Genomic DNA, 19,926 nt, shown 5'->3' on the forward strand with positions numbered 1-19,926 from the left:
TTTATCATTTTATCATATCATTAATTTAACTAACTAAAGGAGGCGGCGTTTTGACTGCGGCTGCTAACCGTATAACTTTTGCCATACCCAAGGGAACTTTATTTAAACCAAGCATAAAACTCTTAGAAGCGGTAGGGTTTAACTGTGAACCTTTGAAAAGGGAATCGCGGCAGCTGGTGTTTAGCGATCAATCCCGGGGGGTTCAATACATAATTTGCCGGCCCACCGACATTCCCACCTTTGTAGAATACGGTTCGGCGGACTTTGGTTTGGTGGGCAAAGATACCATTGTTGAGCAGCAAAAAGATGTCTGCGAACTGCTGGATTTAAGATACGGCGGGTGCCGCTTTGTGGTGGCAGTGCCTGAGCGGCTGAAGGACATAAAACTGGAGCAGTGGGGCCGCGCCCGGGTGGCCACCAAATTCCCCAGGGTGGCGGAGGAATATTTTCGCAGCATCGGCCTGCAGATGGAAATAATTAAACTGCACGGCAATATTGAACTGGCACCCATTGTGGGACTGGCTGAAATGATTGTGGATATTGTTTCCACCGGGCGCACGTTGAGGGAAAACAATTTAGTGCCGGTGGCGGAGGTAATGAACTCCACCGCGCGGCTGATTGCCAACAGGGTAAGTCACCGCTACAAAGCGGAGCGGGTAAACGCATTGGTAGAAAAATTTAGAAATGCAGTTAACGGGGGGTTGTTTGATGATTAAAATACTAAAGTCCGGGGACCTGGCTTTAAGCGGTTTTTTATACCGTCGGGAAACCGACAAAAAAGAAATTGCCCAAAGCGTGGCTCAAATTATCGACACGGTGGTGCGGGAAGGAGACCGGGCTTTAATTCATTTTACCGAGCAGTTTGATAAAGTAAAGTTAACCCCCGGCCAGTTAAAAGTAACCGCTGAAGAAATTAATGAAGCCTATAATTTAGTTGACGGCCCGGTGCTGGAGTCGCTAAAGCTGGCCAGGGACCGTATTGAAGCTTTCCACCGCCGGCAGAGGGCCGACTCGTGGTTTGAACCGGATGCCGAGGGTACCGTGATGGGACAAATGGTTCGCCCGCTGTTTCGGGTGGGCATTTATGTACCCGGCGGCACCGCTTCTTATCCGTCGTCTGTTTTAATGAATGCTGTTCCGGCTAAAGTGGCCGGGGTTAAAGAAGTGGTGATGGTTACACCGCCGGGTAAAGATGGAAAGATTAATCCCTATACCCTGGTGGCGGCCCGGGAAGCAGGGGTTACCGAGATATATAAAGTGGGTGGAGCCCAGGCTGTTGCTGCCCTGGCCTATGGCACTCAAACCATCAGCCCGGTGGATAAAATAACCGGTCCGGGCAATATTTACGTTACACTGGCCAAACAGCAGGTTTACGGTAAAGTGGATATCGACATGCTGGCCGGTCCCAGTGAGGTGCTGGTAATTGCCGACAGCAACGCCAATCCCGCCTACGCGGCGGCGGATTTATTATCCCAGGCCGAACACGACCCCCTGGCGGCGGCGGTGCTGCTGACACCGGATGAAAAACTGGCCCGGCAGGTACAGGATGAGCTGATAAAGCAGGTTAAAAAACTTCCCCGCCAGAACGTGGCCAAACGGTCGTTGGGGGACTACGGCACCATTGTAATTACCAGGGATCTGGATGAAGCCTTTAAAATAGCCAACCGTTTTGCACCGGAGCATTTGGAACTGCTGGTGGATGATCCCTTTACCTGGCTGGGTAAAGTGCAGAATGCCGGTTCAATATTCCTGGGTCCCTATGCCCCTGAACCGGTGGGCGATTACCTGGCCGGCCCGAACCATATACTGCCCACTGGGGGCACCGCAAAGTTTTATTCCGGTTTAAATGTAGATACCTTTATCAAGAAATCAACGGTGATATTCTTTTCCCAAGCCACTCTGCAGCGCCTGGGCGAACATGTAATAAGGCTGGCGGAGATAGAGGGATTAGAGGCTCATGCCAATGCGGTAAGGATGCGGGTGAAGAAGTGGGAGGAAAACAAATGAGGGAGGATTTTAACCCTGCCCTGCTGATGCGGGAAGATTTGCGGGACTTAAAGCCCTACCAGCCCCATGATTATCCCAACACCATCAAACTGGATGCCAATGAAAACCCATACCCCTTCCCCCCCCGGGCTTTGAAGGAACTTAACGACCTGTTAAGCGATGTCAATTTTCCCCGCTACCCGGACCCCGCGGCGGTGGAACTGCGCCGGAGTATTGCCGGCTACGCCGGGGTACGGCCGGGGCAGGTGATGGTGGGCAACGGTTCCGACGAACTGATTTTTTACCTGGCCCTGGCCTTTGGCAGCGGTGGGAAAGTAGCCATTGCCAGCCCCACCTTTTCCATGTACCGCATTCACAGCCGGATAGCCGGGGCGGATCCGGTGGAAATACCCCGGGAACGGGATTTCAGCATCAACCCCCGGGCGATGGTAAAAGCGGTACAGGCAGCCGGGGCCAGGATGCTGGTGCTGTGCAGTCCCAATAATCCCACCGGCAATGCCATCCCGCTGGAGACAGTAGAAGAAATACTGGCCGGTACCAGCGGGTTAGTGGTGGTGGATCAAGCTTACCTGGAGTTTGGCGGTGCAGACTGCGTGCCGCTGCTGGAAAAGTATCCCCACCTGGTTATTTTGCGCACCTTTTCCAAAGCCTTTGGACTGGCCGGTTTGCGGGTTGGCTACATGCTGGCGGGAGAACCGCTGATAAATGAACTGCTGCGCATTAAACAGCCCTACAACCTGAACAGCTTTTCCCAGAGGGCTGCCTGGGTGGCATTAAAGTACCTGCCGGTCTTTAAAGAACAGTGGAAGCAGATTATCTCCCAGCGGGATTATATAAAAGAAGAATTGTCTCAAATGCCGGGCATAAGGGTTTATCCCAGCGATGCCAACTACATTCTTTTTCACACCGAGATGGGGGCCGGTGTACTGCACAACAAGCTGCTGGAGAAAAGGATATTAATCAGAAACCTGGGTAAAGATATGCCGGGATACCTGCGGGTAAATGCGGGCACAAGGGAAGAAAGTGAAGCTTTTATTCAGGCTATGTCAGCCATTACCAACGGGGTGAAATAAATGGTACGGGAATCGGAAGTGAAACGGCAGACGGCAGAAACCAATATTTCCGTTTATTTGAATATTGACGGCACCGGGAAGGGAAAGGTGAGCACCGAGATTGGTTTTTTTGACCACATGTTAAACCTGTGGTGCAAACACGGGGGGTTTGACTTGGAATTGTACGCCCAGGGAGACCTCTGCGTGGACTGTCATCACACGGTGGAAGATGTGGGCATCTGCCTGGGAAAAGCGGTAAAGCAAGCCTTGGGGGACAAAGCCGGTATAACCCGCTACGGCCAGGCCTTTGTTCCCATGGATGAAGCGCTGGCGCTGGCGGTGGTGGACTTCAGCGGCCGGGGATTTTTAGAAATGGATGCCCACTTCCCGTCTAAACAGGTGGGAGAATTTGATACCGAACTGGTGGAAGAATTTTTGCGGGCGCTGGCGGTAAACGGTGAATTTACGCTGCATGTAAGACTGCTCAGCGGTAAAAATACTCACCACATCATTGAGGCCATATTTAAAGCTTTGGGACGGGCCATGCGCCAGGCGGCAGAACAGGACCCCAAAATAACCGGGATACCTTCCACCAAAGGGGTACTTTAAGGGGAGTTAAGAAATGATTGCCATTATAGATTACGGTATGGGAAACCTGCGCAGTGTACAAAAGGGGTTTGAAAAGGTTGGTTACCGGGCGGAAATAGTGAACGCGCCGGAAAAGCTGGTAAATTATTCCGGGGTGGTGCTGCCCGGTGTGGGGGCCTTTGCCGATGCCATGGAAAATTTACATCAAACAGGCCTAGTGAAAGCCATTAAGGAGATTGCCGCTTCCGGCAAACCGCTGCTGGGTATCTGTTTGGGCCAGCAGCTGCTGTTTGAATACAGCGAGGAATGGGGGAAAACCCCGGGCTTGGGTATTTTTGCCGGCAGAGTGCGCCGGCTGCCTCCCGGTTTAAAAGTGCCGCACATGGGTTGGAACCAAATTGAAATTAAACGCCAAAGCCCGCTGCTGGAGGGAGTGCCCGATGGTTCCGCCTTTTATTTTGTACACTCCTACCACGTTGATCCGGCGGATGGTGATGTTATTTTAACCACCACCCATTACGGGGTGCGCTTTGCTTCTATAGTGGGAGAAAATAATGTATTTGGTATTCAGTTTCATCCGGAAAAGAGCAGCCGGCTGGGCCTGCAGATACTGCAGAACTTCGGAAAGTTGGTGGAAAGATGCTGGTGATACCGGCCATTGACTTGAGAAACGGCAAATGCGTGCGGTTGGTGGAAGGCCGCCTGGACCGGGAAACGGTTTACAGCGATAACCCGGTGGAAACGGCCAAACACTGGCAGCGGTTGGGCTGTCAATACCTGCATGTGGTGGACCTGGATGGGGCCTTTGCCGGGGAACCCAGGAACCTGGCAGTGATTAAAGAAATAGTATCGGTGCTGGATATCCCGGTGCAGGTGGGCGGTGGTATCAGGGATTTAAGCACCGTTGAAAGCCTTTTGAATTTAGGCGTGCACAGGGTAATACTGGGTACCGCCGCCATTGCCCAACCGGAAATGGTGCGCCGGGCGGTGGAACGGTTTGATGAACAAATTGTGCTGGGCATTGACGCCCGGGAAGGCCGGGTGGCAGTGCAGGGATGGGCGGTGGAGTCCGGTATTTCAGCCCTTGAGCTGGCCGGGCAGATGAAGGAAATAGGGGTAAAAAGAGTGGTATTTACCGACATCCGCCGGGACGGGACTATGAAAGGACCCAACCTGGAGGCCACCGGGGAGCTGGCCAGGGGTTCCGGGTTAAAAGTAATAGCTTCCGGCGGGGTTTCTACACTGGATGATTTACGCAGGATTAAACAGATGGAGAGTGCCGGTGTAGAAGGAGCCATCATAGGTAAGGCGCTGTACACCGGTAGGATAGACTTGAAAGATGCCCTGGCAGTGGCTGCAGGCCGGGAGGTGTAGAACGTGCTGTTAAAACGTATTATACCCTGCCTGGATGTTACCGGGGGCAGAGTGGTAAAAGGTACAAATTTTGTCAACCTGCGAGACGCCGGGGACCCGGTGGAACTGGCAGCCCTTTATGACCGCGAGGGTGCCGACGAGCTGGTGTTTTTAGATATTACCGCCTCCAGCGACGGGCGCAGCATTATGCTGGATGTGGTGCGGCGCACCGCCGAAGAGGTGTTCATTCCCTTTACCGTGGGCGGCGGCATCCGGACGGTGGAAGATATAAGGGAAATGTTAAAGGCCGGGGCGGATAAAGTGGCGGTAAACACAGCGGCCATTAAAAACCCCCGGGTGGTAAAGGAAGGGGCGGCCAGGTTCGGCAGCCAGTGCATTGTGGTGGCCATTGATGCCCGGCAGGTGGGGGAAAAGAAATGGGAAATATACACCCACGGCGGCCGCACCCCCACCGGCATTGATGCGGTGGAATGGGCCCAGAGGGTGGAAAAACTGGGGGCCGGGGAAATACTGCTTACCAGCATGGATCGTGACGGCACCAAGGAAGGTTTTGATTTAGAACTGACCCGCGCGGTGGTGGAAGCGGTAAATATTCCGGTAATAGCCTCCGGCGGGGTGGGTAACCTGCAGCACATAGCGGAGGGATTTACCAAAGGCAGGGCTGATGCGGCACTGGCGGCATCTATTTTCCACTTTCGGCAGTATTCCATCGGCCAGGCCAAGGAATACCTGGCAGAAAGAGGTATACCGGTGAGAGTATGAGGGCAAAATGAAGACCGGAAGATGGAGGTCTTGAGGTGAAATTTAGCATTGATAATTTAAAGTTTAATCAGCAGGGTTTAATTCCGGCCATCGTGCAGGACAGTGAAACCAGGGAAGTTTTGATGATGGCTTGGATGAATAAAGAAGCGGTGGAGAAAACCCTGTCCACCGGGGAAACCTGGTTTTACAGCCGCAGCAGGCAAAAAATGTGGCACAAGGGTGAAACCAGCGGCCATGTACAAAAGGTTAAAGCGGTGTACCATGACTGCGACGGGGATACACTGCTGGTACTGGCCGAGCAGACGGGGGGCGGGGCCTGCCATGAAGGATACAAAAGCTGTTTTCACTATCTGGTACACCGGGAAGGTAAAGTGACGGTGGAAGGTGAACAGCAGTTTAACCCCCAGGAAGTGTACCGTGATGCTGCTGCCGGTGTGATAAACCAGCTGTATAATGTGATACTGCAGCGTAAAGAAGAACGGCCGGAGGGTTCATACACCACTTATCTTTTTAACCAGGGTGTAGATAAAATCTGCAAAAAAATCGGCGAAGAGGCGGCAGAAGTTATCATTGGGGCTAAAAACAGGAACCGGGATGAAGTAACCTATGAAGCGGCGGATTTGATTTACCACCTGCTGGTACTGCTGGCCGAGCAGGGGATTGCGCCGGGAGATATCTACGCTGAACTGGCTAAAAGAAGAAAGTAGACTCCCATGTTAAACTAACTAATAAGATAACCTTTTCAAAAGAGGCCTGATTTTTTACCAGGCCTCTTTTATAGTGTTTTCAATTTTTAGAATTTAATAATCAATTGACTACATTCAAAAAATGCATATATTTTACGAAATTAAAACTTATTGTCGGCTAATTGACATTTTTGTTCTCAGCATGAGATAATTATCACAACCGTTCAAGCAAACAACTGTCCAATTTTAAAAACAATGATTGAAGTTTTTAAAAGTGCAAAATTATGTTTTTTCAAAATCAATGAATATTTTATCCAATTGGCACTACTTGTATTTCGGTTGACTATATAAATGTTTTACCGGATAATATAACAAGCATAGGGGGGAGGCGAATAACATGAATCCTGCGTCAGAGATTACCAAACTGCGCCGGGAAGTTCTTTCCAAGGTAGCTCATTGGGCATTTGAAAAACCGCTGGATCAAAAGATCAGTGAAAAAGATATCAAAAATATAGTTGAGGAAATTGTCCCCGATGGGCCGCCCCGTTATCGCTGCTGTATATATAAAGAAAGGGCCATTGCCGAGCATCGGGTGAAAATAGCCATGGGAGAAGGGCCGAAGGGTCAAATTGTTACCGTTATTCCCGAAGCCTGCAACGGGTGTTCATTAAACAAGTACGTTGTCACCGATGCTTGTCAAAACTGCGTTGCCCATCCCTGCCGCAACAGTTGTCCTAAAAAGGCCATTTCAGTAATCCAAAACCGTGCTTTTATAGATAACTCTTCCTGTGTGGAATGCGGAATATGTGCCAGAAGCTGCCCGTATCATGCTATTGTTGAAATTACCCGTCCTTGTGAACGTTCATGCGGCGTAGGTGCTGTTACGGTGGATGAAAACCGCAGTGTGGTTATAGACATGGAAAAATGCGTTTCCTGCGGCATGTGTGTGTCGGTTTGCCCCTTTGGTGCCATTACCGATACTTCTCAAATGTGTGATGTTATCAAAAACCTGAGGAAGAAAGAGCAGCCCCTGGTGGCCATTATCGCCCCGGCCATTGCCGGTCAGTTTGGGCCTAAGGTTACACCTGGGCACATTAAATCGGCACTGCTGAAATTAGGTTTTGATGATGTGGTGGAAGCAGCTTACGGGGCAGATATAGTGGCTGAACAAGAGGCCGAGGAAATTAAGGAACACTATGATCACAAACTGATGACAAACTCCTGCTGCCCGGCATATGCCAGTGCAGTGAAGCAGAACCTGCCGGAACTGGCAGATAAACTTTCCACCAGTTTGTCTCCCATGCGGGTTGCCGGCCAGGTAATTAAGGATAAGTACCAAAATAAAGTAACCACTGTGTTTATTGGCCCCTGCATAGCTAAAAAGGCTGAGGCAGCCTGGGGTGATGAAATTGACATGGTGTTAACCTTTGAAGAACTGGTGGCCATATTTGAAGCAGCAGGCATTAACCCGCTGGAACACATTCCGGCAGAAATGGAAGGGGTTTCACCATACGGCCGCCTGTTTGCCAGGGCCGGCGGTGTAACAGAGGCGGTTACCAGTCACCTGCCGGAAGATATGGCTTTGGAAGTAATAAAAGTTCAGGGGTTGAAGAACTGTTTATCCACCCTGAAAAAAGCGGCCATGAAGCCCAGTGATGATAAGTTTACTTTCGTTGAATGCATGGCCTGCGACAGCGGCTGCGTGGGCGGGCCGGGTACGCTGGTTAAGGCTGCCGTGGCCACCAGGGCGGTGGAGAGATTTGCCGGTAAAGCAGCTGCCGGGTCAAAGGATAAAAAGACTAACAGTGCGTAAGGGTATGACCATCAGAAAAATATACCGGTTTTTTAACCAGCCTTCGGGCTGGTTTTTATTTTCCAAGCTAAATAACGCAAATCACCTGCTGAATTATGTTATAATACACGCGATGCTAAAGTCGGTAGGAGGGTATTATGCAAAACATATTGGAAAACTTAAACCCGGCCCAGCAGGAGGCTGTGCGGCATACGGAGGGCCCCCTGCTGGTGCTGGCCGGTGCCGGAAGCGGTAAAACCAGGGTGTTAACCCATCGCATTGCTTATTTACTGCAGCAGGGTATACTACCTTGGAACATCCTGGCCATTACCTTTACTAATAAAGCAGCCAGGGAAATGCAGGAACGGGTGGCCAACATGGTGCCGGCCCAGCAGGCCCGGGATTTGTGGGTCAGTACCTTTCACTCGGCCTGCCTGCGCATTTTGCGCCGGGAAATTGAAAACCTGGGTTATGATAAAAACTTTGTTATTTACGACACTTCAGACCAGCAGACGGTAATTAAAGAATGTTTAAAAGAACTGGATATTGATAGTAAGCGTTTTAACCCCAAGAGCTTACTGGGTTCCATATCTTCCGCCAAAAACCGGCTGGTGGGGGTGGAAGAATACGATGCCCAGGCCTTTGACTATTATACGCAAACTGTTTCCAGGGTGTACAAGCTGTACCAGCAAAAACTGGTGCACAACAACGCTTTGGACTTTGATGACCTGCTGGTGCTTACCGTAAGACTGTTTCAACGTTTTGAGCACCTGCTTAGATATTATCAAGATAAATTTCAATACATACTGGTGGATGAGTACCAGGATACCAACCATGTGCAGTACGTGCTGGTAAACATGCTGGCCAGCCGGCACAGGAACCTGTGCGTGGTGGGTGATCCAAACCAGTCTATTTACGGCTGGCGTGGTGCTGACATTTCCAATATTCTCAGCTTTGAGCGGGATTACCCGGAAGCTAAAGTGGTAAAATTGGAGCAGAACTACCGCAGCACACAAACCATTTTGGACGCTGCCAATGCAGTGATCAGCCGTAATTTTAGTTCCCAAGAGATGAATTTATGGACGGCCCTGGGTAAGGGATCTCCCATTGTGCTGAAGAAATGTGAAGATGAGCGGATGGAGGGGTTCTTCATTTCCAGTGTGGTGCGCAGGGGAGTGGAAGCGGGCCGCAGTTACAACCACTTTGCGGTTCTTTACCGTACCCATGCCCAATCCCGAGCCATTGAAGAAAGTTTATTAGCCGCCAACATACCCTACACCATTATAGGCGGGTTAAAGTTTTATGACCGCAGGGAAATAAAAGATTTGCTTGCTTACCTGCGCCTGGTGGTGAACCCCTACGATACCGTGAGCTTTCGACGGGTAATCAATGTTCCCAAGCGGGGCATCGGCCCCGCTTCGGTGGAAAAGATCATCACTAAGGCCAGGGATATGGAAGCCAGCCTGGTGGATGCCTTAGCCCATGCCGGTGAAATTAAAGGGCTTAACAGTAAGGTGCGCAGTGCAGCTGCTGCGCTGGCCCACATGTTTAAAAACTTTCAACGGCAGCAGCAGTATTTAAATGTTACTGAACTGGTGAAACAAGTACTGAGCGAAAGCGGTTACTGGGATGAGCTGGAAGCGGAGGATACCGTGGAATCCCGCACCAGGTTGGAAAACCTGCAGGAATTTATTACTGTAACCCAGGAATACGACCGCAATAACGAAGCCGGCAGTTTGGAAGATTTTCTGGCCGGCATTTCACTGGTTACCGATCAAGATAAATATGAAGGGGAATCCAACGCAGTATCCTTAATGACACTGCATACCGCCAAGGGGTTGGAATTCCCGGTGGTATTTCTGGCCGGTATGGAAGAAGGAGTATTTCCCATTTCCCGTTCCCTGGATGAGGAGAAGGAAATGGAAGAAGAGCGGCGGTTGTGTTATGTAGGTATCACCAGGGCTAAGGAAGAACTTTATTTGAGTCACTGCTGGACCCGTACGCTGTTTGGCCGCAGGGAAAACAACATGCCGTCACGTTTTATCGGTGAGATACCGGAAAAATTGATCAAAGAAGATAAACCCCAGCCGGTGGTTAAACAAAGCACTTCCGGAACGGGGACATGGGGCAGAAAAAGCATTTCCCCCGGGGAAGCAGAGGAATTTCAACTGGGTGATAAAGTGATGCACAAAAAATGGGGCCCCGGTGTTATTGTAGCCATAAAGGGTGAAGGTGCAGAGGCGGAAATAACGGTAACCTTCCCGGGACAGGGGATGAAAAAATTGATAGCCCGATATGCCCCGCTGCAGAAAATTTAGCTGCCGGCTGATGTGGGTATACTAAATAATGTGATTGATATGTACAGGAGGTACACAACACGTGTCAGTACCCAACGATGTTCGTAAAGAAGTGGAAGAACTGCGCCGGGAAATTGAAGAACACAACTACAATTACTATGTACTGGACAGCCCCACTATTCCCGACGAGCAGTATGATTGGATGATGCGCCGGTTGATACAATTGGAAGAACAATATCCCCAACTGGCCACCCCTGATTCCCCCTCCCGGCGGGTGGGGGGCCGGGTGCAGGAAGGCTTTAAGCCGGTGAAACACCTGGTACCGATGCTCAGCCTGGGCAATACCTTTAACGAGGACGAGCTCAAGGATTTCCACCGCCGGGTACGTTCGGCGTTAAATGACCAGCCGGTGGAATATGTGGTGGAATTGAAAATAGACGGCCTGGCTATTTCACTGCTGTATGAAAACGGCCGCCTGGTGCGTGGGGCTACCCGGGGCGACGGTGAAACCGGGGAAGATATAACGGAAAACTTAAAGACGGTGGGCAGCATACCCCTGAAACTGCGTCAACCTGTGCCCAGGTTAGAGGTGCGCGGGGAAGCCTATATGCCTAAAGAGGCCTTTGCCAAACTCAATGCCCAGAGGGAAGAAAGGGGCGAGCCATTATTTGCCAACCCCCGCAACGCGGCGGCGGGCAGCCTGCGCCAGCTGGATCCCAAAGTAACTGCCGGCCGTCATTTGAGTACATTCATATACGGCATTGGCCACCTGGAAGGCCCGGAAATGGACAGCCACGCCGAAGCCCTGCAGTGGTTAAAGGAACTGGGTTTTCGCATTAATCCCCATATTAAAGTTTTTAAAACTATCTCCGGTGTCATTGATTATTTGAATACCTGGCTGGAAAAGCGTTTTCAACTGCCCTATGTCATAGATGGCATGGTAATTAAGGTAAATTCACTGGCCCAACAGCGCCGGCTTGGGTTTACCGCTAAAAGCCCCCGCTGGGCCACTGCCTTCAAATTTCCCGCCGAAAAGGCAAAAACCAAAGTGGAAGATATTAAAATCAGCGTGGGGCGTACCGGCGTGTTAACTCCCACCGCTTATCTCACCCCGGTGGAAGTGGCCGGCAGTACTGTGAGCAGGGCTGTGCTGCATAACGAAGACATTATAAAGAAGAAAAACATTAAAATCGGTGACACAGTGGTGATACACAAGGCGGGAGATGTTATCCCGGAAGTGGTGGAAGTGCTGACAGAAAAACGCACCGGCCGGGAGCGGGATTTTATCTACCCTGAAAAATGTCCCGAATGCGGTACTAAGGTAGTGCGCGAAGAAGGGGAAGCGGCCGTTCGCTGTCCCAACCCGTACTGCCCCGCCCGCACCAGGGAAGGAATATTTCACTTTGTTTCCCGGGCGGCCATGGATATTGACGGCCTGGGCCCGGCAGTGATTACGCAGCTGCTGCGGGCGGGATTAATTCATGACGCCGGGGATTTATACAGTTTAAAGTTTGATGACTTAATTAAGTTAGAGCGCATTGGTGAAAAATCAGCCCGCAACCTGTTAAACGCCATAGCGGACAGCAAACAGCGGCCGCTGGGGCAGCTGATATTTGCCCTGGGCATCCGTCATGTGGGACAAACTGCGGCTAAAAAATTAGCCAAACATTTTGGTTCGCTGGAAAAACTGGCCCTGGCCACCGAGGAAGAACTGGTGGCCGTTCCGGAAGTGGGCCCTAAAATGGCAGAAAGCATCGTCCGCTGGTTTAACCGAGAAAATAACATAAAACTGCTGAAAAAGTTAATATCAGCAGGAGTTAATACTAAAAATGTAGAAACCAAAAAGGCGGTAAATAACAGCCTGGCAGGAAAATCCTTTGTTCTTACCGGAACATTGAAGAATTACACCCGGAAGGAAGCAAAGGAGGTCATTGAAGAACGGGGGGGCAGAGTTGTTTCCAGCGTAAGCAAAAAAACAGATTACGTGCTGGCGGGGGAAAACCCCGGCTCTAAACTGGAAAAAGCACAGCAGTTGGGTGTAGAAGTTATTGATGAAGAAAAGTTTAAGGAACTATTAGAAGTTTAGAAGGATAACGGATCTTTGATTTATACACGGGGAGGGCGCGAAATGAGTGCAAAGGTATCAATAATGGTATTTGGCGGGGAACTGCCGTTCTTTACCGGCGGCTGAGGCCCCAGTCCTGGAGCCGGCTGCGGTTCCGGTAAAAGCGCGCGGGAAGAATTTGAGGAATTTGCTGCAGAAATGAAAGCTAAATATGGTGACGCAGTATCAATAGGATTTGTGGATTTGATGCAGGACGACCTCAGTCCTTACCCGGAAGTAAAAAAACTGGTAGGCAGATTTAATCCCCCGCTGGTGGTTATTAACGATGAACCACGCTTTCACGGCGGCCTGTCGGTGGAAATGATTTCAGAGGCGGTGGATGAAATAAGGAACCAAAAGGAACACTAGCAAAATCCCCCCCGCTTTAGCCGGGGGGGTTGCCATTTCCATAACTTGCATAGACCTCAAAAAATTTGTATAATGTTGACAGTTTTGATATAGAAGGAAGGTGCTCGGCATTGATCAGCAAAAAGGACGTTGAACATGTGGCCCTGTTGGCCAGGTTGGAATTGAAGGAAGAAGAAAAAGAAATGTATACCCGGCAGTTGAACGATATTTTAAAATATGCCCATAAATTGCAGCAGTTGAATACTGAAGATGTCACTCCCACCGCTCACGTACTGCCCATTAAGAACGTATTCAGAGAAGACCAGGTGGGTGATCACCTGCCCAACGAAAAGGCCTTAGCCAATGCTCCCGATAAGGAAGGAAACTACATAAAAGTACCTAAAATTATGTAACGCAGCCGGAAATGACACTGGGGAGTGGTACACCCGGTCAAACCGGCGTTTTTTAGGAGGGAATACTTAAAATGTCTCTGAACCGGATGACAGCCCATGAACTGCATGAACTGATGCTGAAAAAAGAAGTCAGTGCAGTGGAAATCACCAATGCGGTGTACAGCCGTATTGATGAGGTAGAAGAAAAGGTTAAAGCTTATATTACAATAACCAAGGAACAGGCTTTGGAAACCGCGCGCAGGGTTGACGAAAAAATTGCTGCCGGTGAGCAGGTATCTCCGCTGGCCGGTATTCCAATAGCCATTAAAGATAATATTTGTACAAACGGTGTTAAGACAACCTGTGCTTCAAAGATACTGTACAATTTTGTACCACCCTATGATGCCACTGTGATGAATAAACTAAATGCCCGGCATGCTGTTATGGTTGGTAAAACCAACATGGATGAATTTGCCATGGGGTCTTCCACCGAAAACTCCGCTTTTCATACCACCAGGAATCCCTGGGATACAGAAAGAGTGCCCGGCGGTTCCAGCGGCGGTTCGGCGGCGGCGGTGGCAGCGGGTGAGTGTATAGTGGCCCTGGGATCTGACACCGGTGGTTCCATCAGGCAGCCGGCGGCTTTTTGCGGAGTGGTGGGTATGAAACCCACCTACGGTGCGGTATCCCGTTATGGTTTGGTGGCCTTTGCTTCATCACTGGATCAAATCGGTCCCTTTACCAAAGATGTTACCGACTGCGCCCTGGTGCTGGACGCCATCTGCGGCCATGACCCGCTGGATTCAACTTCGGTTAAATACCAGCATCCCGATTATACCCAATACCTGCAGAATGATGTTCGGGGTTTAAAAATAGGGGTGCCCAAGGAATATATGGCCGAAGGACTGGATCCCAAAATGCGCAGGGTAATTGAAGAGGCCATTGTTACCTTTTCCAATTTGGGTGCAGTGGTGGAAGAAACCAGCCTGCCCCACACGGAGTATGCATTAGCGGCCTATTACCTGATTGCACCGGCTGAAGCCAGCTCAAACCTGGCCCGTTATGACGGCGTTCGCTACGGGTACCGCAATGTGGAAGCCGATAACGTATTAGAAATGTTCATGAAGAGCCGCAGTGAGGGCTTTGGGGACGAGGTGAAGCGCAGAATAATGCTCGGTACATACGCCCTGTCTGCGGGATATTACGATGCCTACTATAATAAAGCATTAAAGGTGCGTACATTGATTAAACAGGACTTTGATAAAGCCTTTGAGAAGTACGACCTGCTGCTGTCACCCACCACACCCGGTCCGGCCTTTAAGGTTGGTGAAAACACAGCTGACCCTGTACAGATGTACCTGCAGGACATCTTTACACTGTCAGTAAACCTGGCCGGCATTCCCGGTATCAGCATTCCCTGTGGTTTTGTTGACGGCCTGCCGGCAGGATTGCAGCTGATGGGTAAACCTTTCAGCGAAGGTACACTGCTGCGTGCAGCATATACCTTTGAGCAAAATACAGAATTTAACCGGCAGTGCCCGGCTTTTTAAAGGAGGTTCTTAACGTGGCCCAGTGGGAAGCGGTTATTGGTTTAGAAGTGCACGTGGAGCTGAAAACAAATACAAAAATCTTTTGCCATTCATCCACTGAATTCGGTGGTGACCCCAACACCCATGTCTGCCCGGTGTGTTTGGGATTACCCGGTGTACTGCCGGTATTAAATAAGAAAGTGCTGGAGTACGCGGTTAAAGCGGGGTTGGCGCTGAACTGCAAAATTGCTCCCTTCTCAAAATTTGACCGTAAAAATTATTATTACCCCGATCTGCCTAAAAACTACCAGATTTCTCAATACGACCTGCCCATTGCCGAGCATGGTTATTTAGATATTGAGGTAGATGGCAGAACTAAGCGTATTGGCATTACCCGCCTGCATATGGAAGAGGATGCCGGTAAACTGGTGCACCAGGGAACCATTATGACCACGCCGTACTCCCTGGTGGATTACAACCGTACCGGCGTGCCGCTGATTGAAATTGTATCGGAACCGGATATGCGTTCCCCGGAAGAGGCTAAGGCCTACCTGGAAAAGTTAAAAGCCATTATCCAGTACACCGGCGTATCTGACTGCAAAATGCAGGAGGGATCACTGCGCTGTGATGCCAACATTTCAGTGCGGCCGGTGGGCAGCACTGAATTTGGTACTAAAACAGAAATTAAAAATATGAATTCCTTCAAAGCACTGCAGAAGGCCCTGGAATACGAGATGCAGCGTCAAATAGAGGTGCTGGAAGACGGCGGCAGGATTATCCAGGAAACCCGCACCTGGGATGAAGCCAAAGGAGTTACCGTTTCCATGCGCAGCAAGGAAGAGGCTCACGATTACCGCTACTTCCCGGATCCAGACCTGGTGCCGGTGGTAATGGACCCGGAATGGGTGGAAGAAATTAGAGAAAGCCTGCCGGAACTGCCGGATGCCCGCAAGAGGCGCTATGTTGAGCAGTACGGCCTGCCGGAGTATGACGCCATGGTGCTCACACTGACCAAAGAAATGGCTGATTATTTCGAAGAAGTGCTGGAAGGATACCCCCAACCCAAAACAGTGAGCAACTGGATGATGGGGGATTTCTCCCGCCTGCTCAATGCCAACCAGGTGGAAATAACAAGCTGCAAAGTATCCCCTGCCCAGCTGGCGGAACTGTTAAAGCTGATAGATAAAGGTACCATTAGCGGTAAGATTGCCAAATCGGTACTGGAGGATATGGTGGAAACCGGTAAAGCCCCGGCGGAAATAGTGGAAGAAAAAGGGCTGGTACAAATATCCGATGAGGGCGAGCTTTCCCGCATTATCGATGAGGTTATTGCCAACAACCCCAAATCAGTGGAAGATTACCGCAGCGGTAAGAAAAAGGCTATGGGCTTTTTAGTGGGACAAACAATGAAAGCCACCAAAGGGAAAGCGAACCCGGCCCTGGTAAATAAACTGCTCAGTGAGAAACTGCAGTAATGGTGCCGGTTTTAAAAAAGCAGCATATCTTTGTCAACCGGTGGCAGGTTTTTAATTGCTGGAGGAAAGCATGATTACAGCTTCTAGGGATATTTTGTTTAATGTTTTGGCGGGAGAATGGAGAGAACGCAATATCAGAGTAATTCAGGTATCCAGTGACGGCGATGTTTATTCCAAGGTATTTAAACTGGAAGACTTTATATTTGATGAAATAGATGCCTGCGAAAACTGCCGGGCCCCGTCATCATACTGTGTTGATTGTGACGGGGTGGTGGAGATTTTGGCCCTGGTGGGCAGTACCCGGGTGAACAGGAGAAAGGTGGAAGATGGCCTGGTGGTGCCCCTTTTGGGGGATGTGCTGTTTGATCTGCGGGAAGGGCACGTGTCCATACTCACCGATACCGATGTAATTGTCATCAGCCGGGTGGGAAAAGAGCTGCTTCAAGGTGACAATGCCGGTATCGGGGATCTGGTGCCCGGCAGTTTCACCGGCCGAGTCGGGGGTAAGGACGAAAAAGTTAACCTGCGTATGTACCTGGTTTCAGGGAATAAAATAAAAAGGTTGGCGGTTAATGCCCTGCAGGACGGGCGTTTATTTCATGAACTGGCGGGTAAAAAAGCGGTGGCGCTGGAGCTGACCTTTATACGGCAGGATAAAACCCCGCTGTATATACGTTCTTTACGCCTGTTTTACGTTTACTTCGACCTGGACGGCCGGGTAAATGAAGAGCTGACCTTTCCCCGGCGGCGGCTGGGGGATCAGCCCAAACACCACAGCGGGGAAAAAGTGGTGGAGATAGGCAGAAGGGATAAAGAACCGGAGCTAACGAGCACCCAAAAAGAAATAATTAAGCAGCGGTTGTTGAAGGATTTCGGCCCGGAAGTATGGAATAACACTCCCGTGGCGGTTAAGGCGATTTTAGAGTAAAAATAGAGCAGCCTTTGTAAGGAAGGCTGCTCTATTTTTTTAAGGTTTTTTAATCAATTATGCCCTTTTTACCGTTTAAGCTTATTTTTCGACCGTTTAAGCGCGTTTTTTTATCAATTTCAGCAGTGGCTTATGTACATAACTTTTTAAACATCATTTATAACCGTTAAGGCTGTTTATATATTACACATATAATACCATTTAATTTAAAAATTCAATGTATAAACGGCGTTTTTTTTCATTTCCCAGCAATTTTGCTGACTATAATCAGGCTAAACAATAAAATTAGATTACCAAAATAATAGGGGAGGGTTTATCGTGTCGTTGAGTGCAAGTACACCCAAAGAACAACTATTAAACAAATTGATGTCTGCACAATTAAGACTAAGTATTAAATTGTTTGCGGCCTTTGTGGTAATTTTGTTCGGTATACCGCTGCTTTGTTACTTATACCCGCAAATTGTAAATGTACGGTTACTTGGTTTTCCTCTTCACTGGCTTTTCTTGGCAGTGTTGTTTTATCCCTTAACATGGTTAATCGCCTGGATCTATGTTACAAAATCCATTGCTGTGGAAAAACGGTTAACTGAAGAATTTAAAAAGGGTGGTGTTAATATTGACTATTGCCTGGATTCCGCTGTTATTTGTAACAGCTCTCACTGCGGTTACAGTTATACTGGGTGTTTACGTTCAGAAGAGCGTCAAAAGCGCGTCTGATGTTTATGTGGCTTCCCGTTCTGTTAATGTTCCTTTAAATTCTGCAGCAATATCCGGCGAATATCTCAGTGCAGCTTCCTTTATGGGTATTGCCGGTATGGTAATGAAATATGGTTATGATGTGTTGTGGTATCCTGTACTGTACGCCACGGGCTACTTGTTCTTACTTTTCTTTATTGCCAGCCCTTTGAGGAGATTTGGTGCCTATACCATTCCTGATTTTGCTGAAGGGCGCTTTAACAGCCCGCTGTTTCGTAAAATAGCGGTACTATTTGTTCTGGCCATCGGTTTCTTTTACACCATGCCCCAGATGAAGGGGGCGGGTGTGGCGCTGGTGAACATTCTGCACACTCCATACTGGGTGGGGGTTGTACTGGTGGGAGCAGTGGTTACACTTAATGTGTTCATGGGTGGGATGAAAGGTATTACCTTTGTGCAGGCCTTTCAGTATTGGGTTAAGCTTGTAGCCATATCTCTACCGGTAGTATTTTTGTTGTATTTTGTGGGTGGATACGGCAGCGCCATGTCCCAGTTCCATTCCGAAGGTGAGAACAGCCAGCAAAGGCCCAGATTTCAACAGGACCAAATGATAACTTATAACGGGGCCGGTGAAATTAAATTTTTTCAGAAAACCACTGCAACCTTTACTAATGGAGCGGCTGTTATTGTTGAACATGCAGCAAAGAGTTTAAAAACGGATCGGCCCGGGAAAATGATAATCCGGGAAGTGGCCGGTAAAGAGGTGCAAATGCTGCAGTTTCCGGCCGGGACAAAATTTACAGTTATGCCGGTACAAAAATTACCGGTAAAGTTAACCGTTTATCCACTGCGTGGTTCTGAAAATGTGACGGTGTTATATTCCAAGGGCCAGGTGGTTCCCAATGCCCCGGCAGATGAAAGCTGGATTAAGCCCTTTGGCCCCTTTACAGCCAAGTATGGTTATCCATTGCTGTATACCTATTCTTTAATTATTGCCATTTTATGCGGAACAGCCGGTTTGCCCCATGTGCTGGTAAGGTTCTACACAAACCCTGATGGTAAGAGTGCTAAAAAGACTGCTTTTTGGGTGATAGTTTTGTTAGGTGCATTTTATTTCTTCCCGCCCATATTTGGGGCGTTGGGAAGGCTGCTTTCGCCACAGCTTTATGCAGTGGCAAATGGTTCTTATTCCACCGATTCAGTTGTGCTGGTGCTTCCCAATTTATTAAATGATATGGTGCCTTACTTGGGTTCGGTGTTAGCTGGATTCACTGCTGCCGGAGCCTTCGCCGGTTTTATGACCACATTTTCAGGATTGCTGGTATCTTTAAGTGGTGCTTTAGCCCACGATGTCTACGGTAAAATGATTAACCCAAGGGCCAATTCAAGCCAGAAGGTAAAATCGTTTAGATATGCGGCAATCGGTGCCGGTGGTACAGCGGTTCTGTTAGGAACAATGGTAGAGAGTTTTGACATCAATATGATGGTGGGCTGGGCCTTTGCCATAGCTGCTGCTTCTTATTTCCCGATGCTTATTGTCAGTGTGTGGTGGCGGCGCACCACTGCCTTGGGGGCCGGTATGGGTATGTTTTTAGGCGGTTCGGTGGCTTTATTGGCAATAGTTTCTACCATGCTGGCCGACCGGAAGGTACTGCCTTTTTTAGCCGAATGGTATGCCCTGCACCCGGTTGCCCGTACATTGGCTGAACAGCCGGCAATATGGGCGGTTCCCTTTGCCTTGGCGGTAATAGTTGTGGTGTCTTTAATAGATAATAAAGTTCCGTTTAACATAAACGATAAAATGCTGGCGCTGCATGCTCCGGAAGAATTGGGATTCACTGATGATTATATTAAGGAAGATGTTCGTGCGGCCGGCGTGCATTAAATTAGTTTACA

General features: G+C 49.4%; 17 protein-coding genes. All 17 read left to right on the top strand.

The window, feature by feature from the left end:
- Positions 1–50: 50 nt before the first annotated feature.
- The 17 genes from hisG to JOC37_RS03195 all read left to right on the top strand — a co-directional run bounded on the left by hisG (position 51) and on the right by JOC37_RS03195 (position 19,915).
- On the top strand, positions 51–716 hold the full coding sequence (gene hisG, locus JOC37_RS03110) for an ATP phosphoribosyltransferase (RefSeq protein WP_204615965.1): 666 nt from the start codon (positions 51–53) through the stop codon (positions 714–716).
- Entirely contained in the window at positions 709–2,007 is a 1,299-nt protein-coding gene (gene hisD, locus JOC37_RS03115) for a histidinol dehydrogenase (protein ID WP_204615967.1), read from the top strand. The genes hisG and hisD overlap by 8 nt, the downstream gene beginning before the upstream one ends.
- Positions 2,004–3,080 (top strand): histidinol-phosphate transaminase, encoded by a 1,077-nt coding sequence (gene hisC, locus JOC37_RS03120; protein WP_204615969.1) that lies wholly within the window; start codon positions 2,004–2,006, stop codon positions 3,078–3,080. Before hisD ends, hisC begins: the two co-directional genes overlap by 4 nt.
- Positions 3,081–3,668, top strand: a complete 588-nt coding sequence (gene hisB, locus JOC37_RS03125; protein ID WP_204615970.1) for an imidazoleglycerol-phosphate dehydratase HisB — start codon at positions 3,081–3,083, stop codon at positions 3,666–3,668.
- A gap of 13 nt (positions 3,669–3,681) precedes the next feature.
- Entirely contained in the window at positions 3,682–4,296 is a 615-nt protein-coding gene (hisH, locus tag JOC37_RS03130) for an imidazole glycerol phosphate synthase subunit HisH (protein ID WP_204615972.1), read from the top strand.
- Positions 4,287–5,021: a 1-(5-phosphoribosyl)-5-[(5-phosphoribosylamino)methylideneamino]imidazole-4-carboxamide isomerase gene (gene hisA, locus JOC37_RS03135; protein WP_204615974.1), complete on the top strand. Its 735-nt coding sequence runs from the start codon at positions 4,287–4,289 to the stop codon at positions 5,019–5,021. Before hisH ends, hisA begins: the two co-directional genes overlap by 10 nt.
- Positions 5,022–5,024: 3 nt before the next feature.
- Positions 5,025–5,783: an imidazole glycerol phosphate synthase subunit HisF gene (gene hisF, locus JOC37_RS03140; protein ID WP_204615976.1), complete on the top strand. Its 759-nt coding sequence runs from the start codon at positions 5,025–5,027 to the stop codon at positions 5,781–5,783.
- Between the two features lie 35 nt (positions 5,784–5,818).
- Entirely contained in the window at positions 5,819–6,490 is a 672-nt protein-coding gene (gene hisIE, locus JOC37_RS03145) for a bifunctional phosphoribosyl-AMP cyclohydrolase/phosphoribosyl-ATP diphosphatase HisIE (RefSeq protein ID WP_204615978.1), read from the top strand.
- 376 nt (positions 6,491–6,866) lie between these two features.
- Complete coding sequence (locus JOC37_RS03150) at positions 6,867–8,282, top strand: monomeric [FeFe] hydrogenase (RefSeq protein WP_204615980.1); 1,416 nt, start codon at positions 6,867–6,869, stop codon at positions 8,280–8,282.
- A 137-nt stretch (positions 8,283–8,419) separates the two neighbouring features.
- A complete protein-coding gene (pcrA, locus tag JOC37_RS03155; protein WP_204615981.1) occupies positions 8,420–10,579 on the top strand; it encodes a DNA helicase PcrA in 2,160 nt (719 codons plus the stop codon).
- A gap of 61 nt (positions 10,580–10,640) precedes the next feature.
- Positions 10,641–12,644, top strand: a complete 2,004-nt coding sequence (ligA, locus tag JOC37_RS03160; protein WP_204615983.1) for an NAD-dependent DNA ligase LigA — start codon at positions 10,641–10,643, stop codon at positions 12,642–12,644.
- Positions 12,645–12,821: 177 nt separating this feature from the next.
- Positions 12,822–13,031: a hypothetical protein gene (locus JOC37_RS03165; protein ID WP_204615985.1), complete on the top strand. Its 210-nt coding sequence runs from the start codon at positions 12,822–12,824 to the stop codon at positions 13,029–13,031.
- A 110-nt stretch (positions 13,032–13,141) separates the two neighbouring features.
- The gene (gatC, locus tag JOC37_RS03170; RefSeq protein WP_204615987.1) at positions 13,142–13,423 is read left to right on the top strand and encodes an Asp-tRNA(Asn)/Glu-tRNA(Gln) amidotransferase subunit GatC; all 282 of its coding nucleotides are present in this window, start codon (positions 13,142–13,144) and stop codon (positions 13,421–13,423) included.
- Positions 13,424–13,494: 71 nt separating this feature from the next.
- Complete coding sequence (gene gatA / locus JOC37_RS03175; RefSeq protein WP_204615989.1) at positions 13,495–14,952, top strand: Asp-tRNA(Asn)/Glu-tRNA(Gln) amidotransferase subunit GatA; 1,458 nt, start codon at positions 13,495–13,497, stop codon at positions 14,950–14,952.
- Positions 14,953–14,966: 14 nt separating this feature from the next.
- Positions 14,967–16,406, top strand: coding sequence for an Asp-tRNA(Asn)/Glu-tRNA(Gln) amidotransferase subunit GatB (gene gatB / locus JOC37_RS03180; protein ID WP_204615991.1), 1,440 nt, complete (start codon positions 14,967–14,969; stop codon positions 16,404–16,406).
- Between the two features lie 70 nt (positions 16,407–16,476).
- On the top strand, positions 16,477–17,334 hold the full coding sequence (locus JOC37_RS03185) for a hypothetical protein (RefSeq protein ID WP_204615993.1): 858 nt from the start codon (positions 16,477–16,479) through the stop codon (positions 17,332–17,334).
- A 607-nt stretch (positions 17,335–17,941) separates the two neighbouring features.
- Complete coding sequence (locus JOC37_RS03195; protein WP_338017330.1) at positions 17,942–19,915, top strand: sodium/solute symporter; 1,974 nt, start codon at positions 17,942–17,944, stop codon at positions 19,913–19,915.
- The last annotated feature ends 11 nt before the right edge of the window (positions 19,916–19,926 follow it).

It is taken from the genome of Desulforadius tongensis (assembly GCF_016907915.1).
Classification (GTDB): Bacteria; Bacillota; Desulfotomaculia; order Desulfotomaculales; family Desulfohalotomaculaceae; genus Desulforadius; species Desulforadius tongensis.